At 54.8% G+C, this 18,514-nt stretch carries 19 protein-coding genes; 11 read left to right on the top strand and 8 right to left on the bottom strand.

The genetic code is table 11. The features are described from left to right. Position 1: 1 nt before the first annotated feature. The 5 genes from IEX04_RS13105 to IEX04_RS13085 all read left to right on the top strand — a co-directional run bounded on the left by IEX04_RS13105 (position 2) and on the right by IEX04_RS13085 (position 4,317). The gene (locus IEX04_RS13105; protein ID WP_229677145.1) at positions 2–1,420 is read left to right on the top strand and encodes an NtaA/DmoA family FMN-dependent monooxygenase; all 1,419 of its coding nucleotides are present in this window, start codon (positions 2–4) and stop codon (positions 1,418–1,420) included. Positions 1,421–1,549: 129 nt separating this feature from the next. Further along, positions 1,550–1,966, top strand: a complete 417-nt coding sequence (locus tag IEX04_RS13100) for a CoA-binding protein (RefSeq protein WP_096256242.1) — start codon at positions 1,550–1,552, stop codon at positions 1,964–1,966. Between the two features lie 81 nt (positions 1,967–2,047). Then, positions 2,048–2,464, top strand: a complete 417-nt coding sequence (locus tag IEX04_RS13095; protein ID WP_096256241.1) for an MmcQ/YjbR family DNA-binding protein — start codon at positions 2,048–2,050, stop codon at positions 2,462–2,464. 5 nt (positions 2,465–2,469) lie between these two features. After that, a complete protein-coding gene (locus IEX04_RS13090; protein ID WP_170947849.1) occupies positions 2,470–2,793 on the top strand; it encodes a putative quinol monooxygenase in 324 nt (107 codons plus the stop codon). A gap of 156 nt (positions 2,794–2,949) precedes the next feature. Beyond that, positions 2,950–4,317 (top strand): FAD-dependent oxidoreductase, encoded by a 1,368-nt coding sequence (locus IEX04_RS13085; protein ID WP_188686186.1) that lies wholly within the window; start codon positions 2,950–2,952, stop codon positions 4,315–4,317. 67 nt (positions 4,318–4,384) lie between these two features. Here the strand turns inward: IEX04_RS13085 and IEX04_RS13080 are convergent, their stop codons facing one another. Then, entirely contained in the window at positions 4,385–6,619 is a 2,235-nt protein-coding gene (locus IEX04_RS13080) for a bifunctional metallophosphatase/5'-nucleotidase (RefSeq protein WP_096256238.1), read from the bottom strand. Between the two features lie 168 nt (positions 6,620–6,787). On the opposite strand from IEX04_RS13080, the gene IEX04_RS13075 reads away from it, so the two are divergent. Next, complete coding sequence (locus IEX04_RS13075) at positions 6,788–7,144, top strand: zinc ribbon domain-containing protein YjdM (RefSeq protein WP_096256237.1); 357 nt, start codon at positions 6,788–6,790, stop codon at positions 7,142–7,144. A gap of 10 nt (positions 7,145–7,154) precedes the next feature. On the opposite strand, the gene IEX04_RS13070 is transcribed toward IEX04_RS13075, so the two are convergent. Beyond that, positions 7,155–7,355: a hypothetical protein gene (locus IEX04_RS13070; protein WP_096256236.1), complete on the bottom strand. Its 201-nt coding sequence runs from the start codon at positions 7,353–7,355 to the stop codon at positions 7,155–7,157. 167 nt (positions 7,356–7,522) lie between these two features. After that, the gene (locus IEX04_RS13065; protein WP_188686184.1) at positions 7,523–8,233 is read right to left on the bottom strand and encodes an HNH endonuclease family protein; all 711 of its coding nucleotides are present in this window, start codon (positions 8,231–8,233) and stop codon (positions 7,523–7,525) included. Positions 8,234–8,507: 274 nt separating this feature from the next. On the opposite strand from IEX04_RS13065, the gene IEX04_RS13060 reads away from it, so the two are divergent. After that, on the top strand, positions 8,508–9,077 hold the full coding sequence (locus tag IEX04_RS13060) for a hypothetical protein (RefSeq protein WP_096256234.1): 570 nt from the start codon (positions 8,508–8,510) through the stop codon (positions 9,075–9,077). A 35-nt stretch (positions 9,078–9,112) separates the two neighbouring features. On the opposite strand, the gene IEX04_RS13055 is transcribed toward IEX04_RS13060, so the two are convergent. Further along, on the bottom strand, positions 9,113–10,237 hold the full coding sequence (locus IEX04_RS13055) for a siderophore-interacting protein (RefSeq protein ID WP_188686182.1): 1,125 nt from the start codon (positions 10,235–10,237) through the stop codon (positions 9,113–9,115). 259 nt (positions 10,238–10,496) lie between these two features. Between IEX04_RS13055 and IEX04_RS13050 the strand changes: the two genes are divergently transcribed. Together IEX04_RS13050 and IEX04_RS13045 are read left to right on the top strand one after the other, a co-directional pair. After that, positions 10,497–11,270, top strand: coding sequence for a type 1 glutamine amidotransferase domain-containing protein (locus tag IEX04_RS13050; protein ID WP_096256232.1), 774 nt, complete (start codon positions 10,497–10,499; stop codon positions 11,268–11,270). A gap of 327 nt (positions 11,271–11,597) precedes the next feature. Continuing rightward, positions 11,598–12,209, top strand: coding sequence for a GerMN domain-containing protein (locus tag IEX04_RS13045; RefSeq protein WP_229677144.1), 612 nt, complete (start codon positions 11,598–11,600; stop codon positions 12,207–12,209). A 69-nt stretch (positions 12,210–12,278) separates the two neighbouring features. Here IEX04_RS13045 and purL read toward each other — a convergent pair whose 3' ends face one another. The 3 genes from purL to purS are packed head-to-tail and all read right to left on the bottom strand — an operon-like array spanning position 12,279 to position 15,594. Further along, positions 12,279–14,594, bottom strand: coding sequence for a phosphoribosylformylglycinamidine synthase subunit PurL (purL, locus tag IEX04_RS13040; RefSeq protein WP_188686181.1), 2,316 nt, complete (start codon positions 14,592–14,594; stop codon positions 12,279–12,281). Beyond that, positions 14,591–15,343, bottom strand: coding sequence for a phosphoribosylformylglycinamidine synthase subunit PurQ (gene purQ, locus IEX04_RS13035; RefSeq protein WP_096256230.1), 753 nt, complete (start codon positions 15,341–15,343; stop codon positions 14,591–14,593). Before purQ ends, purL begins: the two co-directional genes overlap by 4 nt. Next, entirely contained in the window at positions 15,343–15,594 is a 252-nt protein-coding gene (gene purS / locus IEX04_RS13030) for a phosphoribosylformylglycinamidine synthase subunit PurS (RefSeq protein ID WP_105677800.1), read from the bottom strand. Before purS ends, purQ begins: the two co-directional genes overlap by 1 nt. Positions 15,595–15,813: 219 nt before the next feature. Between purS and IEX04_RS13025 the strand changes: the two genes are divergently transcribed. After that, entirely contained in the window at positions 15,814–16,224 is a 411-nt protein-coding gene (locus IEX04_RS13025) for a YchJ family protein (protein ID WP_096256228.1), read from the top strand. 11 nt (positions 16,225–16,235) lie between these two features. Here IEX04_RS13025 and IEX04_RS13020 read toward each other — a convergent pair whose 3' ends face one another. Then, positions 16,236–16,910, bottom strand: a complete 675-nt coding sequence (locus IEX04_RS13020) for an ankyrin repeat domain-containing protein (protein WP_170947848.1) — start codon at positions 16,908–16,910, stop codon at positions 16,236–16,238. 472 nt (positions 16,911–17,382) lie between these two features. Between IEX04_RS13020 and IEX04_RS13015 the strand changes: the two genes are divergently transcribed. Next, positions 17,383–18,513 (top strand): methyltransferase domain-containing protein, encoded by a 1,131-nt coding sequence (locus IEX04_RS13015; protein ID WP_096256304.1) that lies wholly within the window; start codon positions 17,383–17,385, stop codon positions 18,511–18,513. Position 18,514 lies beyond the last annotated feature (1 nt).

The following is an 18,514-nucleotide window of genomic DNA, read 5'->3' as shown; positions in this document are numbered from 1 at the left end:
ATTGGGTACTTTCGACACTCGTCCTCGTTTCATCCTTTCAGCGTTCCTGATGAACACCTCCAGCCATATTCTTGGCGGAATGTGGCGTCATCCAGACGCGCAACAAGACCGCTTCCACGAACTTGGGCTTTGGGTAGATCTGGCCAAGAAGCTGGAAGACGCTAAATTCGACAACCTCTTTTTTGCTGACGTGGCTGGGCTTTATGGGGATCATGAAGGTGGTTGGGCCTCACTGGCGCGTAAGGGGCTGCAGATTCCTAGCCATGATCCGATGGTTTTGCTTTCGGCTTTGTCCGCTACGACCAAGGATATTGGTCTGGCCATGACTAGTTCTGTGGTGCAATCCCACCCGTTCCAATTTGCGCGGCAGATTTCTACCCTGGACCACCTCTCTCAAGGGCGAGTGGCCTGGAATATCGTGACCAGTGTTCTTGAAAATACGCACCGAAATTTTGGTGCGAAAAGCCTCATGGCACATGATGACCGATATGGATGGGCCGAGGAATATGTGGACGCCGCCTACAAGCTCTGGGAAGGATCCTGGGAAGACGACGCGTTGAAGGCTGATAAAAAAACCGGGATCTACGCCGACCCGGCTCGCATTAACAAGATCAATCACCGTGGTGAAATCTATTCAATTGACGGTCCGCACCAGGCGCTTCCGAGCGCTCAGCGCACACCGTTCCTTTTCCAAGCGGGCTCTTCACCGCGCGGAAGCCAGTTCGCGGCAACCCATGCCGAAGCCACCTTCCTCTTTGCACCGCACCCACAGTATGTGGCGAAGAAAGTTGCCGGCCTGACGCAGAATCTGCAGGCTGCCGGTCGAAGCCGTGAAGACCTTAAAGTCTTCGCGGGCCTGTCCTTCGTGGTGGGTTCTACCGAGGCTGAGGCAAAGGCCTTGGAAGCCGAATACGATCAGTATCTTGATCCACACGCAATCATTGCGCATATCGGGGGTGGCATTGGCGTGGATCTGGGCGGACTGGACTTGGATACGCCGCTCGGCGAAGTTAAAACGGAGGGTGCTCAGGGCGTGTTGGAGGCCGCGTTGGCTTCTACCCCGGGACGTAACCCAACTTTGCGGGACCTCGCACATTACCGGGCGAAGGCGCAGCAGATCGTGGGAACCCCAGAACAGATAACCGAGAAGCTGCTCGAATGGCAGGATGCAGGTATCGACGGATTGAACGTCATCAACCACATCTTGCCTGGATCCTATGACAACTTCATCGAGGGGCTACTTCCCGAATTACAACGTCGCGGATTGGCGCAGACTGAATACGCTCCGGGCAGCCTGCGTCAGAAGGTTTTCGGTAGGGGAGACAGACTGCCAGAAAACCACCCAGCGGCTCAGTATCGTGACGCTTTCGGTGCGCTGTCTGCCGCTCATCTGGAGAAGGATCTACAGCGGGCCCGCTAGCCCGAACGCAGAGCGTTGGGCGGTGATTTGCAGTGAAATCGAGGACCGCGAATTATTGTCCCGTGGTGATCTCGCGAGAATTCTCTGCGAAGCTTTGGTCGTTTGGCCGTGCACGGTAGGGTGACGAGCATGAGTAAGCAACATGTCAACGATCAGGCAATAGTCCGGAGATTATTGACGACACCTGCGCGGTGGGCGGTCGTAGGACTGAGCGCGAATCCGCATCGGGTGGCGCCCTCCATTGCTAGGTATCTCCGCGATGACCTAGGCATGGAAATCATTCCTGTCTCGCTACGTGCCGAAGATGCGCTTGGTGAAAAAGGCTATGCGAGACTCGATGAGATTCCTGGGCAGATCGAAGTGGTGAACTGTTTCGTCAATTCGCAAAAGGTCGGCGATATTGTGGACCAGGCAATCGAGGTCGGTGCAAAAGCTATCTGGATGCAGCTGGGGGTTATCGATGAGGCCGCCGCTGCGCGCGCCAAGGATGCGGGCCTTGAAGTGGTCATGGATACCTGCCCAAAAATTGAGTATCCGCTGCTCTGAACCATTGAACTAGCGGATGCTAGTCAAACCATATTGATACGGTAAAAGAACCAGCTCTGTCTTACCTCTGAAGGATATTTGATGCCAGATGATTCGCTCGGAGTACTTCATGAGCGGTGGCGTGCTCTCTGTCTGGAGTTGCCCGGAGCTTTTGAAGATTTTCCCTTCGGTGAAGGCAGCGCCGTGTTCAAAATTGCCGGTCGTGATCGCGCAAAAGCCAAGATGTTCGGATTGCTGATGGAACGCGACGGTCAGCTGTTACTGAACTTGAAATGCGAACCAGCGATTGCAGATCAGTTGCGGAACGAATATGAGCAGATTATCCCCGGATATCATATGAGCAAAAAGCACTGGAATTCTCTGCTCCCTGGGCTGGAAACCGAGCACGTGAGAGAACTGATTGAAGACTCATATGATCTGGTGATCGAAGGCATGCCCAGGCGTGACCAAGAATTCGTTCGGTTTCAAACCAAAATCTCGGGTGAATCGTTAGACTGACGTATATGTACTTCATTGTCGTTAAATATCAGGTAAAGCCGGAATTTTCCGAGAGCTTCATGTCCCACGTTGCACAGTTCACTGAGGCCACCCGCGCCGAAGCAGGCAACATGTGGTTTGACTGGTCACGCAGTGTTGAAGATGCAAATGAGTACGTTCTAGTCGAAGCATTCCGCGATGACGAAGCTGCTTCGGCTCACGTTAACTCTGAGCACTTCGCTGCTGGACTTGAATCCATGCGTCCATTGCTTGTCCAGACCCCGAAGATCATCTCTCGCAAGATTGATGGCGAAGATTGGGAAGAAATGGGCGAGCTGCAGATCGGCTAGTCCCCAAGACCAAATATCGGCGCGGCCCGTGAATGGAGAAATCTCCACTCACGGGCCGCGTTTTTGTTGTTGCACTGATAAAAGTAGGTTGCATTAGTGCACTACGCGGTGAAGACTCGGTAAGGAAAGCAACCAAACAACTGTGAGGACGCGACTGTGGCTAGAGAACTTGATGTCATCGTTATTGGCTGGGGCAAAGGCGGCAAAACGTTGGCCGGAACGCTGGCACGTGCAGGTTGGCGCGTAGCTATCGTGGAACAGTCGGAAAAGATGTACGGGGGAACGTGCATCAATATTGCCTGCGTGCCAACGAAGATCTTAATTCACGACGCCGAACAGCACCGCGGCAATGGCGCAGATGCCGACTACTTTAATACCGCGGTTGAACGCCGCGATGAGCTCACCGCCAAAATGCGCCAAAAGAACTTCTCCATGCTTGACGACCTGGATTCCGTCTTGGTGCTTACCGGACGGGCCAGCTTCACCGGAGCACACAGCATCAAGGTGGAAGGTGGCGATGAAGTTGTCGAGCTGAGCGCGCCAAAAATCGTAGTCAATACCGGTGCAGTGCCGGCTATTCCACCGATCAAGGGTGCGGAAATTAGCGGGCGCATCCATGATTCAACTACCCTGCAACATGCCGAACTTCCGAAAAAACTCGTGGTGGTCGGCGGCGGTTACGCGGGCCTCGAATTCGCTTCGATGTTCGCTCAGTTCGGATCTGAAGTCAGTGTCTTGGACCGTGGAGAACGAGCGCTGAAACAAGAAGACGAAGATATCGCTGCTGAAGTAGTCTCGGCGTTGAACGACGCCGGAGTCACCATCATTACTTCGGCCAGCGTCACCAGTCTGAGCCAAGATGCACACAGCGCCACGGTCACCTATGACCGAAATGGAGAAGAGCACCAATTGCACGCAGATGCAGTGTTGCTGGCTCTGGGCCGAACCCCAAACACCGCGCCACTAAAACTTGAGAACACTGCCGTGCAGCTCGGTGACAAGGGTGAAATCAAGGTGGATAAATACCTGGCGACGGATGCGGAAGGGATCTACGCACTTGGCGACGTCATTGGTGGAGCCCAATTCACCTACACCTCGTTGGATGACAACCGGATACTCAAAGACAAATTTTTAGGCGAAGGTAAACGAAACCTCGAAGATCGTGTTGCGGTACCGAGCACCATGTTTGTCACACCACCCTTGGCCCGCGTGGGATTGAATGAAGATCAAGCTCGTGCACAAGGACTAGACATCAAGGTCGCGACGAAAAAGGTTGCAGATATCGCGGCGATGCCGCGTCCCAAAATTGTGGGTGATCCGCGGGGCATCATCAAATTTGTCGTGGAGCGCAAGACCGACCAAATTCTTGGCGCCGCGTTAATGCACGTAGATTCGCAAGAGGTCATCAACCTAGTTGCGATGGCCATGCGTGCAGGGATCAACGCGAGCACTTTGCGTGATTCGATCTTCACTCATCCCTCTTCTACTGAAGCACTCAATGATGTCTTGGGTAGCTTTAAATAGTTCCAAAAGGATTTAAAGGATTATGGCACCCCGGAAAATTCCGAGGTGCCATAATTCTTAGCGTTATTTAGTGGGAGTTCTTCTTGCGACTGCGAATCAGCAACAAGATAATCCCGGCCACGATTACTACGCCAGCGGCAATTCCAATCCAGCTTGCGGAGAAACCGGTGTCAGCCAAAGAATCCTTGTCCCGAGGCTGTTTGCTCGGAGACTCGTTGGTGTCATTTGATGGGGAAACGCTTGGCGACTGCGAAGGGCTTTGCGTCGCCTCGGCCGATGCCGATGGGCTCTGCGATGGCTCTTCGGTTGGTTCATCGCTTGGAGTCGGAGCGACTGCCCCTTCGATCACGGTGAAGTCCACCGAGATGCCTTCGCGCTGAATCTGCGAGACGACCAGTGAATTTTCACCCAGGGTTGCATCGGAAGGAACGGCAAGTTCGAAGGAAGTATTGCCTTCAGCGTCTGCGGCTGGGATGTCCTCAACGACAAGAGCACCATCGAAGGCCGTTGCGCTGAGCTCTGCACCCTGTTCCAAACCGGAAACTGAAACCTGAGCGCTTTCGCCGACAACTACCTGTGTTGGGTCAATTTCCACGGTGGCCCAGTCGGTGCCAGCCAGTGAGGCGCGGCCTAATGGTGCTGGCGAAACTAGATCGTGTGATTTGAAGTAGTTGACCGTTGCATCCAGATCAATTTGACCACTATCGGTGTGACCGGTTCCGGAGGCAAAGGCTGAGAAGTTATCGCCGCCGGTAGCCAAGAATGCGTTAGCAGCTACCTTGAAGGTGGCGCTTTCGTTGAGTGGCTCTGCGTTGAAGGTGATGTCTTTGATGTGCTTACCAAAAGCTGCATCTTCGACGTAGGTGTATTCCAAGCCGTTGGAGATTCCCAGGTGCAATTTGGCACGCTCGGAGCCTTCTGGCTGCCACTGCTGCTCTAGCGCTTCACGGATCTGCTTACCGGTCATGTCGAAGGTGATCAGTGTGTTTGCAAATGGCTGGACATCCGCGGCAGCCTTGTAGGTCACCGTTCCGTCCTCGCCATAGAGCAAGTCAGCGCGCAATCCGCCAGGGTTCATGAATGCAATTTCTGCTGGCTCACCAGCAAAATCTTTATTAGACGTGGCCCATAGATGAATGTCTGCCACGGTATTGCCAAGGGTTGATTCGACACCGCGGTCAGAACCTGGCTCCTCGCCGCCACGCAGGATGTCTTCGGAAATCTGGCCGACCGGTTCACTGCCGACTACCTCTGAATCTTCCACAGCCTGATCCACGATGCTCCGCACCTCGGCATTGGCCTCGAACAACGGCGACCAGTCACCATTGGCGTCTTCTTCGGCCAGTGGAATCAATGCGCTGGTACTCTTCGCGACCTCAAAAGTGGCCGGGTTAATTTCGAGGGAAATCTGGCCAAGAGTTGTTCCGTACTGGTGCGACTGGATGACCGGACGTCCGTCAATATCGCAGTTATATGCTTGGTGGGTGTGGCCGGAGAAAATTGCGTCGACACTGTCATCTACGTCGCGGATCAGTGTTCCGTAATCAGTTTTTTCGCCGGCGATCGCGCCGCAGTCGGTGCTGTCTGAACCGTTGTGAGTCAGCAAGACCAATACGTCTGCTTCGCCGTTTGCGGGATCCTCGTCAGAGAGTTGCTTGGCGACACGGTTTGCGGCTTCCAGCTCGCTGCCGAAGTCTAGGTTTTTGATACCTTCTGGGCTCACCAATGATGGAACATCTGCGGTGACCGTGCCGATGAAGCCCACCTTGATGCCAGCTACATCACGGATTGCATATTCGCGTAAAGCAGGCTCCTTGGTGCCCTTCTCGTAGACGTTTGCTCCGAGGGCAAAGTCAGCACCGTCTTCTCCAGCTTTATCGCCGAAACGTGGGATGACCCGTTCGGTGAGGTCAGCGAACCCGCGATCAAACTCGTGGTTGCCAACGACCGAAACATCTAATCCGCCGGCGGCGAGTGCATCGATGGTCGGGTTGTCTTCTTGCGAGGCGGAAGCGAAAGTGGAAGCGCCGATATTATCGCCGGAAGAGACAAATAGCGTGTTCGGGTTTTCGGCTCGTTGCGCATCAACTGCGCCGGCGAGTACCGCAGCGCCTGCCGAATCGCCATCGGCCGCGATGCGGCCGTGAAAATCATTGATTCCCAGCAGGTTGAGGGTGACGTTTTCGTCCGCCGCTGGTGTTGCGGTGGTTGTTGCCTGAGCGGCGAATGCGCCCGTAGTGAGCAGGGACAAAGTGGCTAGTGATGCTAGCCCAGTGTTCCTTATCTGCCTGATTGCAGACATAGGTCCTCCTAGTAGTGTGCGAGTGACATGCATCATGTCTATCGCAAGAAGGTGAACCTGTCGATGTTTTCTTATGAAATTTGTCCATCGTTCGGTAAATTTTTAGGCGGACACACGGTGGGACGCTGTGTTGGCTGTTGATTCGATGGCCTTGGTAAACTACAGCCCATGAGTGAAACTTTGCCGCCGTGCCCAGAATGCGCCAGCGAATACACCTACGCCATGGACACGTTGTTGGTTTGCCCTGAATGTGCCCACGAATGGAATGCGGCTCCCACAGCCGATCAATCGAGCGATGAAGCAAGCGCTGAGATTAAAGATGCCGTTGGTAATGTTTTGCAGGACGGCGATTCGGTCACCATCGTGAAGACCATGAAGGTCAAAGGCGCGCAGAGTGCACTAAAATCTGGAACTAAGGTTCGCAATATCCGACTCACGCCAGGTAGCGGAGACCACGATATTTTTGCCAAAGTTGATGGTTTTGGATCAATGGAATTGAAGTCTTCGATCGTGAAGAAAATCTAGTCTGTTAAACCTATTGGCGATGTGGATCGCCGGCGGTGACGTTTGAACGGTCAAGGGTGCCGGTCACTAGGATCATTGCTGCAGCGATGAACATCAATGAGGACGTTACCCAGCAGGTCGTCGCAATTTCACGTTGCCCAATGTTCAAAGCGAGCAGGAAGACGCAGACGCTGACGGCCAAGATTGATGAGCCGAGCAGTCGTGTCTTCATGGTGCACCAGTTTCTGTAGAAAATCATCGGTCGCGCCCAAGTACATACGCGAAACGCTGGACTAATAGAATTCTGCCACAGTTTGTCTGCTTTGAATATAAAACTTTTGGTGCAACTTTGACCTATTGCCCTCATCCTTTTGTAGGATGCCTACCTCCGAGTGCGGCTTAGAGGCAAGATTTTAGGATCGTGCTGATCGCCGCATGCTCCGCGTTAGTCATCCAAGCATCGTACTTTGCTTTGACCTGCGTCTGCCGCGAAACGTAGGCGCAACGGAACTGTTTGTTCGGCGGTAGCCACGTTGCCGCGTCCTTGTCACCCTTGGAAGCATTGGCAGAACCATCCGAGGCCATTAGATTCAGCGGGTCATTCGCGAATTCGAGCCGAGTCTGCGGATCCCATTTTTGAGCTCCCTTTTGCCAGGCGTCCGATAGTGCGACTACGTGATCGATTTGAACCTTCGAGCTGGTTGTCTGACCGCGCTGAAAATCGATTGATTCTCCGGTATAAGGATCGTGGAAAACACCACTGAGAACTACGCAGTTCACCCGGGCCTGCTTGAACACTACATTTACCAGATCGCGTGCCAAGACATCATTGCGGGCGTCGCAGCCGTTTCGGTCCGGATCCTTCCATCCCTTGCCGAACTGGTCACGCGTGTAGCCTGTTTTTGGGGCGCGACCTTTAATCCTGATGGTCTCTAATTGTTTGAGCGAACTCGTGAATTCTTCCGGATTGCCCAGCGTGGGAGCTGTAACTGGCGTAGTGCTTTCGGCCTGAAAATCAGAAAATTCGATAGATCCCAGCGAAGCGCAACCACCCAATGCGAGGGTGCTGGCAAGTAGTGCAATAGATAAAGTGCGACGCAACAAGCGCATGCTCGGGTGGTTCTCCTGCTCAAATTAAATTTCGTGGAGATACGCCCCACCCTTTGCACTATATTTTGAGCAACCGACGAAAAGACGCATTCGAAGGCGTGTGGCATTGTGAGATGGCTCCGTTAGCGCGTGCGCAATTCAAACTTCGCACCAGATTGAGCGTCGTAATGCGAATCAAACATTCTGACTCCTATTGTTTAACTTCATCCGATGAAATAATCTTTTCTAGAGCGAGGTCAGGGTGGCTAATTGAGGAGCGATACCGTTGAGAAGAATGCTATCTGTATTGGTTGCATCGATGATGGCCTTGACCGCTTGTACCGGCACTCCAGCCTCCGTGCTGGAGAAGCAAGCAGGCTTAGAAGAGCTCCAGATACGACATGAACAACAGCTCAGTGCCTGGGAAGAGGAGCAGGTTGCAATCGAGACAGGCACCTATGTAGAACCGAAGGTTCCTCTGGAAGAGGTGTTTAACGCGGTCAGGGAGGTTGATCTGATTGACGATGAGTCGCTGGATAATGATGGGGTCACGATGGGCCTCAGCAACGCAGGGTATTTTACCGTCGATACCGAATACGGGGCCATGGGGGATGCCCTCGAATTATCGGGTGAACATAAACCAGGAACCTATGGGGTCTTGTTAGCTTGCTCGGGTGAAGGTCAAGTTGAAATCTCGGCTTTCGCTGACGACAAACGGCTCATGACGACGTCACTCCTTTGCGAACAGCCGCTATCCACGGTCAAAAAGAGTTTTGAACTAAAGACAACGGCTGAGTCGCTACGTGTAAATATCGACCCAGAACCAAGCGTCCGAGGCCGGTATGAAATCCATCTTCACGGATAGCCCGCAGTGTTCGTGGGTGAGCTGCGTACCCGAAACTACTGCGGTTGGGTTCTTGGACGCTTAGTTCGCAAGGTCCAGTAGGAGGAGACATGAACGTCTCGCTTGTTAAGCTCCCATCTGTTGGCCATATGCGAAATTGTCTTTGCTGTGGAGCGCTCGGCATGCACCATCACGCTAGTGCTGGTGTTAGGCGGCGCGAGCAAGGAGAAGGCATTAACGAGCACGTCACTGGTTCCAGGATGGAGCCCATTACGATGTACCCAGCGCAACTCAATTCCCGACGGATGGTCAATATCAAATTCACTCTCCGGACCATCAACTTCAAGAAGTGCAACACCCTTGGCATCGCTTCGGAGCATCCCCATGGCCACAGAGACTGCTGGTATCCCGGCCTCGTCTGCGGCGAACACGTAGTTATCGACCCTGCCGCTTAGACTAAATTTCCCGCGCGATTCAGAGATGACCAATGGATCTCCTGGCTTAGCAGTCGCGGCCCATGCGCTGCCAGGACCACCATCACCGTGCAATACGAAGTCGATGGCTAGTTCCTCTGCCTCCTGATCGATCCATCGGATCGTATAAGAACGGGTGCAAGGAACCTGTTCGCGCGGCAGTGAGCGGCGCAAGGTTTTGAGGTCGTACGGTGCGTTGAGGGCAAGTGCCGGATCGGCAAAGAAAACCTTGACGTACTGGTCTGCTTTGCCATTCGGTCGGTATCCAGCAAGTTGTTTGGCGCCAGCGATAACGCGAATCATTTCTGGGCTTAGATTTTCAACACGTTTAACGACGAGCACATGCTGGCCGAATCCGTTGTTAGTAGACGGCGTTCTTTCCCGCTCAGACCGAAGAGATGTATCGCCGATATCGATAACTTGGGGAATCGGTTCCTTTGAGCGCAGGGATTTTCCCAAAACGCGACGTGCCGCGGCTATCGCAGCAGCGGCTCCTGCTTGTTGTGCGGCAAGGAGTAGCTCATCGGTTTGCAGGGCGTTGAGTTCGGCACCGCTACCGCGAGCATTTTTCAGCGCCCGCTTGGCAATTTTAGCCCCAGCTTTGGCACCAGATTTTTCTGCCTGGTTCAGCACCTGCAAGGTGAAATGTTCTGGCGCCTCGACGACGAGCTGAGGACCGTACCTACTATGTTTATGGTGTTTAGACATGACCGGTGCCCCCGCTGCTTTTATTTTCCGACAATGCTCTTTCCTTGAGTGTCCGTCACGTCACGCAAGCTGACAAGCCCATGGCTCTTGATGTCTACGGTTATGCGAACCGATAGCGTCAAATCTTGAACTTTGGCCACCTTAGGAAAAGTAGAACAAGCATGATGGTTTTGCTGAGTCCCGGCTGAAAGGTCGCTGAGATTGCTAGCCAGAATGAGATCACGTGCCTAGGCTGTAAAAAGGGCGAAAGGAGCATTCCGTGAAAAAAATTCTCATGGTTCTAACTAGCGTTTCCGAAATTGAAGAGACCGGAGAGAAGACCGGGTACAATGTGGCCGAGGCTGCGCACCCATGGAAAGTCTTCAAAGATTCCGGGCATTTTGTTGACTTTGCTTCCATCAAGGGAGGTCAGCCGCCACAAGATACCGTCGATAAAGATGATCCAATCCAGGTGGCTTTCACGCAGGACGAGACTACGCGGGCAGGTTTGTATAACACCGCCCGAATCGACGTTGTCGATCCGGAACAGTACGACGGTGTGTATCTCGTCGGTGGGCACGGCACCATGTGGGACTTCCCAGACAACGAGGGGCTGCAGAAGCTAGTGGGCAGCATCTACGACTCAGGTGGACTGGTTGGAGCCGTTTGCCATGGTCCAGCAGGACTGGTCAACGTGGAACTGAAGAACGGTCTGCGGCTCGTCGAGGGGCGCACCGTCGCAGCATTCACGAATGACGAAGAAGTAGCTGTTGGTAAAGAGAAGATCGTTCCATTCCTCTTGCAGGACAAGCTCGTTGAGCAGGGCGCGACTCATGAGGCAGCCGAGAACTTTGAAGAAAAAGTTGTTGTCGACGAGCGCCTAGTCACAGGTCAAAACCCTGCGTCGGCCGGTGGTGTGGCGAAAGAGATGGAGAAGCTTTTTGCCGAAGCCATTCATCAGGAAAAGGCCGCTGAGCAGCATGACTCCGAGGATCTGCGCGCGGCCCATGACGCCAAGAAATCCTCATCGCATAAGGAACGCGAGGGACACTAACCTCCCGTTTCGTGAGAACTAGCTTCGCGCTTCTCACTTCAGAAGAACCTAGAATATGGTTCGGGGTGGCAGATAATATTTATCTGCCACCCCGAACCATTTTGCATTAATTAGTTGTCATTGGAATCTACGTCTTCGCGGGGGAGCACCATTGACCTGTTTTACGAGACCAAATGTCGTGGTGGTTTCCGACAACAGTTAGGTGCGCGCCCGTTAGAAAGAGGTGGCCGCAAAGGCGTCAAACTGCAATCCAGCCGTGCTGGTATGACCCCAACGCGCGTCGTTACAGTTGAAGCACTGTTCGTGCAGGCTCCTGAGGAGGAAACCATGCGACCTCAACGGATTTCTCAACTGCCCATAGCGTTCGGGCTCGGAATACTTTTCCTTGCTGCCGGTTGCAGCGCAAACGATGGTGAAGGCATGACCGAAAGCTCTGCGCCTCCAGCCGCTACCCAGAGCTCAACTCCGTTACAAGATTCCCCAGCTCCCGTCAGTTCTGCCCCAGCCGGTGCGAGAAGCTCGACGTCGGCGACGAGTGCCAGCCTGACGCTGTTTTACGTAGCGGTAGGCGACGCGGGTAAATCAGGACCCGAAATTGGCTGTGGTGACTCGATAGTTGCTACCGAAACCGGGCCGAAAGAATTCACTAACCAGGTCGAGGCGTCGGTAGCGGCACTGCTTGCGAACGATGCCGAGGAGCTTGGAAGTTCTGGTCTACGCAATGCATTGACCGCCTCGGACCTCGAATACGTGTCGTCCATGGTGGACGGTGATGTGGTGACGGTCCAGCTAAACGGTACCGTCAGTTCAAGTGGTACTTGTGATGATCCGCGTATTGTCGAACAGCTCAAATACACGGCGATGACCGCAGCGGGTACCGGGGAAGCCGAAATCTTGGTGGAGGGCGAGAAAATTGAAGAGGCGCTCAGTTCCAAATGACCGGTATGCAAAAAACGGTGGTCTTCCTCAAATTGAGGAAGACCACCGTTTCAGAGCAGTAACTATGGCTTAGCCAAAGTACTTGACCATGGTGCCTTCGTGCGCTTCGCGTAGGTCCTCGACAGACACGGTGAATTCACCTTGTACTTCAAGAGACTTTGACTGCGCATCGACGATACCTAAACGTGCCACGGTAACTCCGCGGGCGCTGGTCATGTCGTTGAATCGAACTTCTTCGCTGCGTGGAACTGCAACCACTGCACGTGACTGTGACTCGGAGAACAAGGTGGTGAAGGAATCCAGTCCGTCACGCTTCTTGATGTCATCCAAGGCCACACGGGCGCCGACGCCGTAGCGCAGAACCATTTCTGACAAGGCAGCTGCAAGGCCACCTTCAGACAGGTCGTGCGCCGCGTCGATCATGCCGTCGCGGCTGGCGTTGATCAGGATCTCACCGAGTTCCTTCTCAACTTCCAGGTCAACCTTCGGAGGCAGACCGCCCAGGTGCCCACGCAGGTTGGCGAATTCCGACCCGTCTAGCTCATCGAAGGTCTTACCAATAAGGTAGATTGCCTGTCCGTCTGCATCCTCGCGCCAGCCCGAAGGGGTGCGACGTGCTACGTCATCAAGCTTGCCCAGAGTCGCAACCACCGGGGTTGGGTGGATCGCAGTGGTGCCGGTCTGGTTGTACAGGGACACGTTACCGCCGGTGACCGGAACGCCGAGCACCTGGCAGGCATCGGACAGTCCGCGGATACCTTCTGCCAGCTGCCACATCACATCAGGATCCTCGGGGGATCCATAGTTCAGGCAGTCGGAGACGGCAATCGGGATCGCACCGGAGGTAGCGACGTTACGGTAGGACTCGGCCAACGCCAGCTGGGCCCCTAGGTAAGGGTCCAGGTAGGTGTAGCGGCCGTTAGCATCGGTAGCGATGGCTACGCCTAGGCCGGTTTCCTCATCGATACGGACAACGCCAGCATCATCCGGGGAAGACAACGCGGTGTTACCGCCGACGTAACGGTCATACTGGCGGGTAATCCACGATTTGTCGCACATGTTCGGGCTAGCGATGAGTTCAAGCACCGCAGCCTTGATCTCATCCCCGGAAGCTGGCAAGTTCTTGCCGGCATTCGAAGCCTTGAAGGTGTCGGCCTGCAGCGCGTCCTGCCACTGTGGGCGTGCGTAGGGGCGGTCATATTCCGGACCGTCTACTGCCACGGTGCTTGGGTCAACGTCTACGATGACCTCACCGTTCCAGGTGATGGTCAGACGGTTATCGTCGGTGACCTCGCCTAGCCAGGAGTATTCCACGGCGTACTTATCCATCACGGCTTCAAAAGCCTTGACGTTATCCGGGGTCACCACAGCCATCATGCGTTCCTGGGACTCTGACATCAGGATTTCGCCTGGGGTCAGGGTTGGATCGCGCAGTAGGACGCTGGTCAGTTCGACGTTCATGCCGCCGTCGCCGTTGGCTGCCAATTCACTGGTGGCGCAGGAGATGCCTGCGGCGCCCAGATCCTGGATACCTTCAACCAGCGAAGCCTTGAACAGTTCCAGGCAGCACTCGATGAGTACCTTCTCGGCAAACGGGTCGCCAACCTGTACCGCTGGGCGCTTGGATGGCTTGGTGTCATCAAATGATTCCGAAGCCAGCACCGAGGCGCCACCAATGCCATCGCCACCGGTGCGTGCACCGAAGAGCACGACCTTGTTGCCCACGCCGGAGGCGTTAGCCAGGCGTAGATCTTCGTGGCGCAGTGCGCCTACGGCTAGTGCGTTCACCAGTGGGTTGCCCTGGTAAATAGGGTCGAAGACAGTTTCGCCGCCGATGTTCGGCAGACCCAGTGAGTTGCCGTAGCTACCGATACCGGAAACCACGCCGTGCACCACACGCTGGGAATCCGGGTGGTCAATTGCGCCGAAACGCAATGGATCCATCACTGCAATGGGGCGTGCGCCCATGGAGATGATGTCGCGCACGATACCGCCGATGCCGGTAGCAGCACCCTGGTGCGGCTCAACAAACGAAGGGGAGTTGTGCGATTCGATCTTGAAGGTGACGGCCCAGCCATCGCCCAAGTTGGTGACACCGGCGTTTTCGCCCATGCCGACCATCAGGTCCTTCTTCATCTCCGGGGTGACCTTCTGGCCAAACTGGCGCAGGTGGTTCTTGGTGGACTTATACGAGCAGTGCTCGGACCACATCACCGAATACATGGCCAGTTCCGCCGCCGTTGGACGGCGTCCCAAGATCTTGACGATCTCGGCAAACTCATTGTCCTTCAGGCCAAGCTCGGCCCAAGGCAGTTCCACCTTTGGGGTAGCTGCGGCGTTCTCGACGGTGTCGATGTTAAATTCTTTGGTGGCTTCTAGGCTCATTTTTTGCCTCCAACAAGGTGGGTCAAAACACTGGTGAAGAACGTCAGCCCGTCGGTACCACGGTGATCTGGACCGAAACCGGCTTCGATGGCGTGCTCTGGGTGCGGCATCAGGCCGACCACGTTGCCCGCTTCGTTGCTGATGCCGGCGATCGAACGGCGCGAGCCGTTAGGGTTCCAGCCCACGTAGCTAAATGCCACGCGGTTTTCGGCTTCGAGCATGTCCAGGGTCTTCTCGTCAGCCACGTACTGGCCGTCCTGGTTCTTCAGCACGATGGTGATCTCCTGGCCGGCTTCGTAGCCGTTGGTCCAGGCGGTCTGATTGTTCTCAACGCGCAACAGCTGGTCACGGCAGAGGAACTTCAGGTGATCATTTTTAATCATCGAACCGGGTAGCAGATGCGACTCGGTGAGGATCTGGAAACCATTGCAGATACCCAGAACCGGAAGCTTCGCCTCCGAATTTGCGGCATCAACAATCTTGTCCATCATGGGTGCGAAGCGGGAGATCGCTCCGGCGCGCAGGTAATCGCCATAGGAGAATCCGCCGGGGATCACCACGGCGTCGACATCCTGCAAATCGGTGTCGGCGTGCCACAAGGACACCGCTTCGGCACCGGCAGCGCGAACCGCACGAGCGGCGTCACGGTCATCGAGGGTGCCCGGGAAGGTCACCACACCGATGCGTGCACCAGACAGTTGCGTAGTTGGCGTTGAGTAGTCGCCAATTAAAGGAAGTTCGGTGCTCATTAGTCTGCGACGACCTCGACGTTGACAACGTCTTCGATAACCGGGTTAGAAAGCAGAGTTTCTGCAGCTTCGCGCGCCTGGGCGAGAATTTCGTCGGTCACCTCGCCATCGACAAAGAGTTCGAAACGCTTGCCCTGGCGGACAGCTTCGAAGGAGGTGAAGCCTAAGCGGGGAAGTGCTCCCGCGATGGCCTTGCCCTGAGGGTCAAGGATTTCTGGCTTGAGCATGACATCTACAACGATGCGGGGCATCCGGCATATCTCCTGTTGGCGAGGTTAAGTTAAATGCCACACGGAGATGCCGTCTCACACCAGGGGGATTTGGCGCTCCGCGAGCTTGCTTAATCAGTCTACCGGGTAAGCGAGAGGTAAAACGCATAGGTGTGTATAAGCACAGTTCTAGCCCGTTATAAGTCATGTGATCTTCGGCTCGTGGGCCGGGCCACCGTAGCTCCCAAGTAAACTAAATACGTGCAAAACTCCAAGGAAACCCGTTGTCCCTGCCGTGAGCTCGACGCCGAACAGCGCAGATATTTAGACTGCTGCCAACGTTTTCATGACGGGCGTGCCAACGGAGAAAATCTGCCACAGACCGCCCAAGAATTAATGCGCTCACGCTATAGCGCCTTTGTGCTGGGGAAAACGCAGTATTTACTTGATACCTGGCACGAAACCACACGTCCTAAGGAACTTGAACTAGATGCCGGTATGCGCTGGTTGGGCTTGGAAATTCATCAAACCCGAGCTGGAGGTCCGGACGCTACACGAGGGGTCGTGGACTTTGAGGCGCATTACGCCCATGGACGTGGACAAGCTAGCCAACGTGAAGTGAGCTCATTCGTGCGCGAAAATGGTGCTTGGTTTTACGTCGATGCCCTATAACGCGCTGGAGGCTACTTGCTTGAAGTGCGAAGAGTTGACAGCATCTGGGTGAGATTACGCTTCTCTGCCAAATCAAATGCGTTGGACCCCGACGGGTCGCTCAGGTGTGGATTGGCTCCGGCTGCTAAGAGCAAACGGACGATTGACAGCGAACTATTTGATCCTTGCCCCAAGGCGATAGCCACATGCAACGCGCTCCAGCCAAGGTCATTAACCTTGTCCAATGGAACGTCATGCTGTAACAAGATCCGTACCGACTCGACCTGGCCTTCTTCACTAGCTAAGAAGAGGGCGGTACTGCCGAGGCGGTCCACACTGTTCACATTCGCTCCGTGGGACAGAGCCGAACGCAGAACTTCTTCTAAGCCCAAAGCACTGGCCTTTAAGAAGGGTGAATCTTGGGAAGAATTTTTTGCATCAGGTAGGGCACCAGCGTTTATCAAGGTCTTTGCGACCTTCTGATCGCGATTGAGTACCGCACGCATCAGCGGAGTGTTCCCCCGTGAATCCTGTGCTTCCAGCTCGGCGCCGGCTTTTAAGGCCTTGCGTGCGGCCTTCGGATTCCGGTCGGCAACCGCCGCATAAAGAGCAGTGGTAGAAGCCGAAAGTGCTGGAGTGCTTCCGGGAAGTTGCTTGAAGCTAGCCGAACCAGAACCGGAGGCCGCGGCGCTGGACAGCGGGGTCACGTCTCCCTGCGTAGCGGAGGTTGTCGGTGATGTTGTTGGCTTAGACCGGTTGTTGGTGACAGTCTTAGTTGCCGCGCTGGCTGGGGCACTAGAAGCTGTGGCTTTTTTAGGTTGAGTGGCAGAAGGCGCTGCAGCTGGGCTTTGAACCGGCAGGCTTGCTGGAGCGCTGGAAGAGGCAGTCGACGGGACGGGCGCAGCTTGAGGAACTGAGGAAGAGCAACTCGTGCATGCTCCGATTACGGCTGCCAAGGGGAGCGCTAGTAATGCATAACCACGCATTTGAGTGGAATGCCCGTGTCGAAGTGCCATCTTTCCTTTCGAAAATCGGAAGTTTCTGGGTAGTCACCGTAGTTCATACCTAATATCGATCTGCTAGTGAGCATATCGGGGAAAGCTGAAGATTTGCGGTCAATAACCGTCGAAATTGCTTTGTGCCGAACGTTCAGAGAACTTCGGTAAAATCGAAGACACCATGGAATGCCTTTACTTCTCCGCCGACCGTTGCCACTCCTGCACGCAAATGACGGTGCCATACGCTGATCAGCTCCAAGCCAAAGTCGATCACTGCGCCACCTCGCTGGCGCAGTTCCCCGATCTACAATTTTTGCCGCCACAGGCCAGCTCGGAATCAGGATTCCGCAACAAGGCGAAAATGGTGATCTCCGGAACTACCGACAATCCCACCATCGGTATTCTCGACGCCGATGGACACGGCGTTGACCTACGTAACTGCGGGGTATGCGCCCCCGAGTTGCGCGCGCTGTTCCCCGTGATCGAGCGCTTCATCAAGGAACTGAAAATGATTCCTTACAGCGTGCCGAAGCGTAAGGGCGAGCTCAAACACGTCATTCTCACGCTGTCAGATACCGGTGCTGTGATGGTGCGTTGGGTACTACGCACTAAAAAACATTTTGTTGCGCTGCGTGATTCATTACCGCAGTTTTTGGAGCTGCTGCCACGGTATAGCGTTGTCTCGGTGAACTTCCTGCCCGAGCACAAAGCCGTATTGGAAGGCGAGGAAGAAATTATCCTCACTCGTCGCACTACCCTGGAATTCGGTCTTAATGGGGTGCCGATGCACCTACGCCCACAGGGCTTCTTCCAAACAAATACCGAAATCGCCGCGGCGTTGTACCGTCAGGCGCGACAGTGGATTAACGACGCGAACCCGGCCAGCGTTTGGGATCTATATTGCGGTGTCGGTGGTTTTGCGCTGCACTGTGCCGAAGGCGATCGTCGGGTTCAAGGAATTGAAACCAGTACCGAGTCGGTTGCGGCGGCTAATCTTGCGGCCGAAGAACTGGGTCAAGAAAATACGACCTTTACAGCCATGGACGCCACCGAGTTCGCATTAGCTGCAGAGCAAGCGCCGGACGCCGTAGTACTTAACCCTCCGCGCCGCGGCATCTCTGCTGAGCTGGCTCAATGGCTGAATGCTTCCAGCGTGCAACATCTGGTGTATTCCAGTTGCAACACTAATTCTCTGGCTCGCGACTTGGAGCGCCTTGATGGCTTTAGCGCCAAACAAGCGCGGGTGATGGATATGTTCCCACAGACAAATCACTATGAGGTCATTGTTCGTCTGGAACGCATCGCGAGCTAGA

The organism is Glutamicibacter ardleyensis, from assembly GCF_014644555.1.
GTDB classification, from domain to species: Bacteria; Actinomycetota; Actinomycetes; order Actinomycetales; family Micrococcaceae; genus Glutamicibacter; species Glutamicibacter bergerei.
The sequence above is the reverse complement of the archived record's forward strand: the minus strand, read 5'-3'. Positions and strand labels throughout refer to the sequence as shown.